The organism is Veillonella rogosae JCM 15642 (assembly GCF_002959775.1).
Lineage (GTDB): Bacteria > Bacillota > Negativicutes > Veillonellales > Veillonellaceae > Veillonella > Veillonella rogosae.
Genome location: NZ_PPCX01000013.1, coordinates 20,958 through 28,018 on the forward strand (window position 1 = coordinate 20,958; position 7,061 = coordinate 28,018).

General features: G+C 38.1%; 6 protein-coding genes. 1 reads left to right on the forward strand and 5 read right to left on the reverse strand.

The features are described 5' to 3' along the window. Nucleotides 1-236: 236 nt before the first annotated feature. From VRHSUH09_RS10435 to VRHSUH09_RS09485, 5 genes are all read right to left on the reverse strand, one after another. Entirely contained in the window at nt 237-410 is a 174-nt protein-coding gene (locus VRHSUH09_RS10435; RefSeq protein ID WP_167386491.1) for a hypothetical protein, read from the reverse strand. A gap of 461 nt (nt 411-871) precedes the next feature. Further along, nucleotides 872-1,870: an inorganic phosphate transporter gene (locus VRHSUH09_RS09470; RefSeq protein ID WP_105082030.1), complete on the reverse strand. Its 999-nt coding sequence runs from the start codon at nt 1,868-1,870 to the stop codon at nt 872-874. Continuing rightward, the gene (locus VRHSUH09_RS09475) at nt 1,863-2,492 is read right to left on the reverse strand and encodes a DUF47 domain-containing protein (RefSeq protein ID WP_009351206.1); all 630 of its coding nucleotides are present in this window, start codon (nt 2,490-2,492) and stop codon (nt 1,863-1,865) included. Before VRHSUH09_RS09475 ends, VRHSUH09_RS09470 begins: the two co-directional genes overlap by 8 nt. A 273-nt stretch (nt 2,493-2,765) precedes the next feature. After that, complete coding sequence (locus VRHSUH09_RS09480) at nt 2,766-4,232, reverse strand: [FeFe] hydrogenase, group A (RefSeq protein WP_105082031.1); 1,467 nt, start codon at nt 4,230-4,232, stop codon at nt 2,766-2,768. Between the two features lie 133 nt (nt 4,233-4,365). Continuing rightward, the gene (locus tag VRHSUH09_RS09485; protein WP_105082032.1) at nt 4,366-6,381 is read right to left on the reverse strand and encodes an ABC-F family ATP-binding cassette domain-containing protein; all 2,016 of its coding nucleotides are present in this window, start codon (nt 6,379-6,381) and stop codon (nt 4,366-4,368) included. A 112-nt stretch (nt 6,382-6,493) separates the two neighbouring features. Between VRHSUH09_RS09485 and VRHSUH09_RS09490 the strand changes: the two genes are divergently transcribed. After that, the gene (locus VRHSUH09_RS09490) at nt 6,494-6,814 is read left to right on the forward strand and encodes a hypothetical protein (protein ID WP_054748625.1); all 321 of its coding nucleotides are present in this window, start codon (nt 6,494-6,496) and stop codon (nt 6,812-6,814) included. Nucleotides 6,815-7,061: the final 247 nt, after the last annotated feature.

Sequence of the window (7,061 nt, forward strand, 5' to 3'; positions counted from 1 at the left end):
AAAATTATAGCAATATAACAAACGAAAAAGGTCCCAATTCAAATGAATTGGGACCTTTTTCGTACTACTTGTATTGCACACAGCATATGATTTAGAGAGTAGAGATGTGTTGTAGTTGAAAGATTTAGGAATAATGGGTTATTGTAAATTAGATTTAAAGTTTATTAAGTTGTATATGCTGTGACAATGCCTAATTAGTTGTGTATGCGTTTATATATTTATCCATCTATATATATTTATGCGTTTCTAGCACATTGTTGCCTATATCGTTTATCATTATTTGCCTTAATGGCCATGATCAAGGGTTTTAGTGAAAGAAATTCTTCATCACTGAGTCGAATAGTTCTACCAATACGTTTAATAGGATTACGTGGGCGCCCGGCACCGCGTCTAGTTCCACCCCATGCCATATACTTACCTCACTTTTCACTTAAAAAACTCCTTCTACCGATAGTATAACCTCTGCTACATAAGTATGCAATAGTTATTCAATTTAAACAAACTCGAAACAGCCTATAAATAAGTAATAAACTGTATTTATTAATAAAACGCATAATTCAGAAAACCACATATTTATAAGTTTTTCTTCCTATGCAACTTGAATTCCAACATCAACGTTGCCAAATATAGATAAATCGCTTTTATAGAATATAGTATTTAAAACCAAGCAAAATCTAACTCTATTATCTATTTCTAAGACACGATTTTATTAATTGAGATACCTCAAAATTTAACGATTCATATAATAAACAGTATATTCTAATTACAACATACTATTAAAAGTACTTTTCCAAAGTATAATTTAGGTCCTACAAGAAAAAAAGACTGCTTTCGCAGTCTTTTTTTTGTTATATAGTTATGTAGTTATGTATTAACCAAATAGTAAGTGACCTACTTCATACGCAATAGCTGCTACAATACCAGATAATGGAATTGTTACAAACCACGCCAATACCATAGATCTTGCTACGCCCCAGTTAACAGCTTTCAAACGTTTAGATGAACCAACGCCTAGCAAGGAACCACTTACAACGTGTGTAGTACTTACAGGTAAATGTAAGAATGTAGCTGTAAAAATAGTGATGGCAGAGTTTAAGTCAGCAGCGAAACCATTGATAGTTTCCAATTTGAAAATCTTAGTCCCCATAGTAGAGATGATTTTCCAACCGCCTACTGCTGTACCCATGGCCATAGCCGTAGCACAACAAAGTTTAACCCATAATGGTACCTCTAATGTATCGATAAAGCCACCACTAAGTAATGTTAAGGTAATAATCCCCATCGCCTTTTGCGCATCATTAGAACCATGAGAAAAGGCCATCATGATAGCAGATACAATTTGCATGGATCTAAATCTATCATTCAATACGATTGGAGAAAATCTACCAAAGATAAGCAACAATACTTTCATCACAATATAGCCACCAATCATGGCTACAATTGGAGATAAAATAAGGGATAAGAAAATCTTTATAATCCCTGCCTCATTTAAAGCATCGAACCCTACGGACCAACCTACAGCACCAATGATACCACCGATAAGAGCATGAGATGAGGAACTAGGAATCCCCCAATACCATGTAAGCAAATTCCATGTGATAGCACCAATAAGAGCTGCTGAGATAATCGCACTATTAATGAGAGACGCAGACATTACGATGTCACCACCGATTGTCTTTGCTACGCCTGTACTAACCATGGCCCCCAAGAAATTGAGCGCTGCAGTCATCATAATTGCCTTTTTAGGTTCAATAGCACGGGTGGATACGGATGTAGCAATGGCATTCGCTGTATCGTGGAAGCCATTGATATAGTCAAAGGCTAATGCTAGAAATACAACTAGCCATACTAAATATTGAGCATCAAGCATACTTCAATACTACCCGGCGGAATGTACCAACCAAATCTTCGCAACCATCGATTACATCCTCCATGGCACTAAGGATTTCCTTCCATTTGATAATTTCAATAGGATCTGTACACTCAGTAAAGAGTTTAGCCATTTCTTCGTGGTAAATGTTATCCGCTTCAGACTCAAGTTTCAATACTTGGTGTACACGGCCTTCTACCTTCACATGGTCCTTTTTAAGGCTACCCATATAACCAATAGATTTATTAATATGCTTAACGCATTTTACAACGATTTCACTCATACGGATAGCACCATCACTTGGCTTACCAACGTGGTACATAACCATTTTGTCCATAATTTCTTTAATATTATCCAATGTAGTATCCAATTGGTCGATTAGAAGCTGAATATCTTCACGATCCATTGGAGTGATGAATGTTTTACGCAAACGTTCTACAGTTTCGGTTACTAATTCATCGGCAGCTTTTTCCTTTGTATCAATTTCAAGAAAAGCCTCTTCTTTAGAGATTTCGCCTTTAAACACACGTTCCATCATCTCTGCGCTTTCATATGTAAGAGCAGCATGATTTTCTAAAATACTGAAAAATTTTTCTTCTTTTCCTTTTAATTTAAAAGCCATGAAGATCCTCCTGAAACAGTATTGATTGCTTCTATAATAATATCTTAATTATAGCACACTAACTGTAAATCCTAAACAAATTTACCAATCTCTATATTTTAACCTCTATGCGTATATAGCATATGTGTTGTTCAACTATGTGAAAGTTTTATTATCTATAGGTACGCCATAAAATATCATCATAAAATATATTTCCAAGATATGTTTCAAAAATATGTTTCAAAAAAAAAGCAGATAGCTGACTAAATCATCAACTATCTGCTTCACAATTTATTAATTCGCTTCCGCTGCTGCTTTAGCCGCTTCTGCTGCCTTTTTCAAATTAGGAACAGATGTTGGACATGTAGCAGGCGTACAAGCACCATTAGGACCTAAGTCTTCTGCACGGCTCACAAATGTAGTATGTAACATGTGATGTGCTTTATGGCTCATAGGTTTGCCATCGAAGAACTCAGCATATAATTTTTGGATATCTGGATTATCACAAGCTGCTTTCACTTGTACCTCTGCATCGCGAGTATACAAGGACGCAATACGAGCTTCACGAGCTTTATCAGCCATCGGTAATTTAACGCGTGGTTGACCACCACCACCGATACAGCCGCCACGGCAAGCCATTACTTCGATGAAATCATAATGGATATTTTCTGCACGCATGCGTTCGATAAACTTACGTAAGTTGCCAGTACCATGTACTGCTGCTACGTGCAATGTTTTATCCCCAATTACTACATCAGCTTCACGAGCACCATCCATACCACGAATGGCTTCGAATGGAATCAATGTTTGAGGTGCATCTTCACCAGTTGCTAATTTGTAAGCCGCACGCATAGCCGCTTCCATAACACCACCAGTATTACCGAATATGATACCACCACCAGATGCTTCACCCATCAACGGATCAAATGCAGAATCTTCTAATTCATCAAAGTTGATTTCTTCTGCACGTAACCATTTTGCAAGTTCACGTGTAGTAATACAGTAATCTGTATCGCGCATTTCTGATACATCCCAGTATTCTGCAGAGGAGTTCATTTCATCGCGACGGATTTCGAATTTCTTAGCTGTACAAGGTGTTACTGCAACAGCAACGATTTGTTTTGCATCAAGGCCCATTTTTTCAGCAAAATATGTTTTTTGCGTAGGCGCTTGCATTGCAATTGGACTTTTAGCTGTAGACAAGTTTGGCAAGAATTCTGGATAGAATGTTTCAGCAAATTTAACCCAAGCAGGACAGCAAGATGTGAATTGAGGCAATACCGCATCACTATTGATAACGCGTTCCAACAATTCAGATGCTTCCTCCATGATAGTCATGTCAGCACCAAAGTTTGTATCTAAAATATAGTCGCCACCCAATTTACGAAGAGCCGCTACCATTTTACCTTCTACGAATGTACCCGCATCAAGACCGAACTCTTCACCTAAGCCAACACGTACAGCAGGTGCAGTTTGGAAAACGACGATTTTATTAGGATCAGCAATAGCTGCTTTTACTTCATCAATTTCAGAGCGTTCATTGATGGAGTCGAATGGACAAATAGATGCACATTGACCACAATGAATACAAATTGGATGATCCCCATTAGTTGTTAAATCATAATAATCAAATACCCCCATATCTACAGCACAAGCTTTACGACATAAGGAGCAATTTTTACATTTAGACAAATCTTGAACTAATGCAATATTTCCGTCTTCAATTGGCACGCGACGGTCTAAGAATTCATACTTACTCATGAGTTTCCTCCTACTTAGGTAACGTTGTTATCGTTAATTGAAGAAATTATACTATACATTGTATATTTTATCAATAAAACTACTTGTAATTCCTTTGCATAGCAGGTATTAGTAAATCGCATGATACATGAATTTATAGGCGTTCTTCCAATTCCATCCACCGTTCGGTAAGCGCATCTATTTGGGATTGAGTCTCTTCTCGCTCAGCCATCAAGGCTTGCATTTTTTCATAATCAGTAGCGACTTGGCTTATCATCACATCTAGGCCCTTAACTAAATGCTCGAGTTTTGGCAACTCATCCATAATACTCGCATACTCCGCCTCTTCCGCTTTATTGAGGCCTTTCTTAGGGGATTCTTTGAAAGTATCTACTTCACCACTAATTATACCACTATTATCGCCAGAAGTATTAGAAAGATTAGCTTGATTAAGAATGGAATCATCATTATCAGCATCGTCAGCTTCTACAGATTTTACAGTTTTGGCACTAGCAGCAGTACTACTATTTGTCATATAAAACGGGCGCTTTCCACCACTACTTTCATCAAGAGCATCCTTATAATCAGAATAGGAACCATGAATGATTTCAATGTGACCATCACCGGTAAATACAAATAGTTTGTCTACTACGCGGTCAAGGAAATACCGATCATGACATACGGTAACGATGACACCACTAAAGGAATCAAGAAAATCCTCTAATACCTCTAATGTAGGGATATCAAGATCATTGGTCGGTTCATCAAGCAATAATACATTAGGCGCGCTCATCAGTAATTTTAAAAGATATAAGCGACGACGTTCACCACCAGAAAGCTTTCGAATCGGCACACCGTGAAGTTCAGGTGTAAAGAGGAATCGCTCTAGGATTTGCCCAGCACTCAATGTAGAGCCATCACCGAGCACCATGTAGGAATGGTCCTCACGAATATAATCAAGAACACGCATATCTTCATCGAACTCTGGCAGTTCTTGTTTGAAGTGAGCAATACGAACTGTCTCACCCTTACCGATAGTACCACTTGTAGGCTCATAGGTACCATCAAGGATATTCATAAAGGTAGACTTTCCTACACCATTTGGCCCTACAATGCCGATACGGTCATGGCGCACCACATGATAAGTAAAGTCCTTAATCATAGGTCGTTCATCAAAGTAAAATTCTAAATGCTCAATATCAAAGATGGTTTTTCCTAAACGCGTCTTTAAAGCAATAGGATCCATTTGATCAGGACGACGCGTTTTCTCCATATTCTTTAGTTTTTCATAGCGGTCTAAACGAGCCTTTTGTTTTGTAGTTCGCGCCAAGGCACCGCGGCGAACCCATTCAATTTCTCGTTTTAAAAACTGATGACGCTTCTCTTCCGTAGCAGCCTCACGAGCTTCTCTGTCGGCTTTCAACGCAATGAACTCTTCATAGTTCCCATCGTATTGATACATACGACGATTAGACAGTTCCAAAATACCATTACATACAGAATCAAGGAAATATCTATCATGGGTACTGATTAAGAGACCCCCTTGACGAGCACTTAAATAAGATTCAAGCCAGTCTATACTATCTTCGTCTAAATGGTTTGTTGGTTCGTCTAGTAATAATAAATCACACGGATATAGCAAAGCTTGACCAAGCGCTAACCGACGCTTTTGACCACCAGATAATAAGGCTACCTTTTGTTCTACATCGGGAAAACCCAGTTTAGACAAAATAATACGAGCCTCCTGCTCTACTTGCCAACCATCTCGGTGATCCATTTGTTCTAAAGCATTCATATAGTTCCTAGACAATTTAGCATCATCTCCACCAGTTTCTTGCATTTGACGGTATTCGCGACTGATGGTTTCAAAGGCTTTTACCATTTGCAATCGAGGATGATCTCCATCTAGAACGGCCTCTAGCAAGGTGGATTCCGCATCAAAGTCAGGGGTCTGCGCTAAATAATGGATACTTGCCTTGCCATTGCGCTCAATGGTGCCCTTGTCAGCCTCCATTTGGCCCGCCAATATTTTTAAGAACGTAGATTTCCCTGTGCCATTGATGCCCACGAGGCCCAGCCTTTTTTCAGTGGTAAATGTAATATTTACCTCTTTAAAAAGCAGCCTTGTGCCATAAGATTTCTCTATATTTTGTAAACTAATAACGTTCATGTTATTCTCCTATTTTGTAATTCTGTTACTTATTATACTACACATTACCATTGACAGTAACATTCGCCCTCAGTAGAATAAACGTAACATATATATTCATGAGGAGGTCCACATGGCGACGGATATGCTTTTAGACTTTTATGAAAGTATTAACTTTGAACTTATCGACATCGATGGGTATGACACATTATTTACTGAACTTTTAGAAGATGGCACCTATGCAACTGTGTCCGACGACGACGGTCATATGCCAGAGGACTTAGAGACACCAATCGTATTCAATGTATACGATGATAACGACTCCTTCCAATGGAGTGTTACATTGGATGACTCTTATCAATTAAAAGATCTCTTAGATAGTGCTGAAAGCACAGATGAGTTCTTAGAAACACTACAAAGAATTAGAGAAGAACATATTGAGCAATACCAATAATACAAAAGCGAGGCTTATAGGACAAAAAGTGTGTGTAAAAACCCTTATAACACTAGATATTTACTAGTGTTATAAGGGTTTAATCTTTTTTGGGAGAAGTTTGAGGGTGGACAAAAAGTGTGGGTGGAAACATCAATTAACCCTTGTAATTACTGACTAAAATGAGGTTATATCTTCCTATATATAAACAAATATGGAGGAAGAGTTTATGCGACAAATAAAATGTCCTGATTGTAATGAAACATGT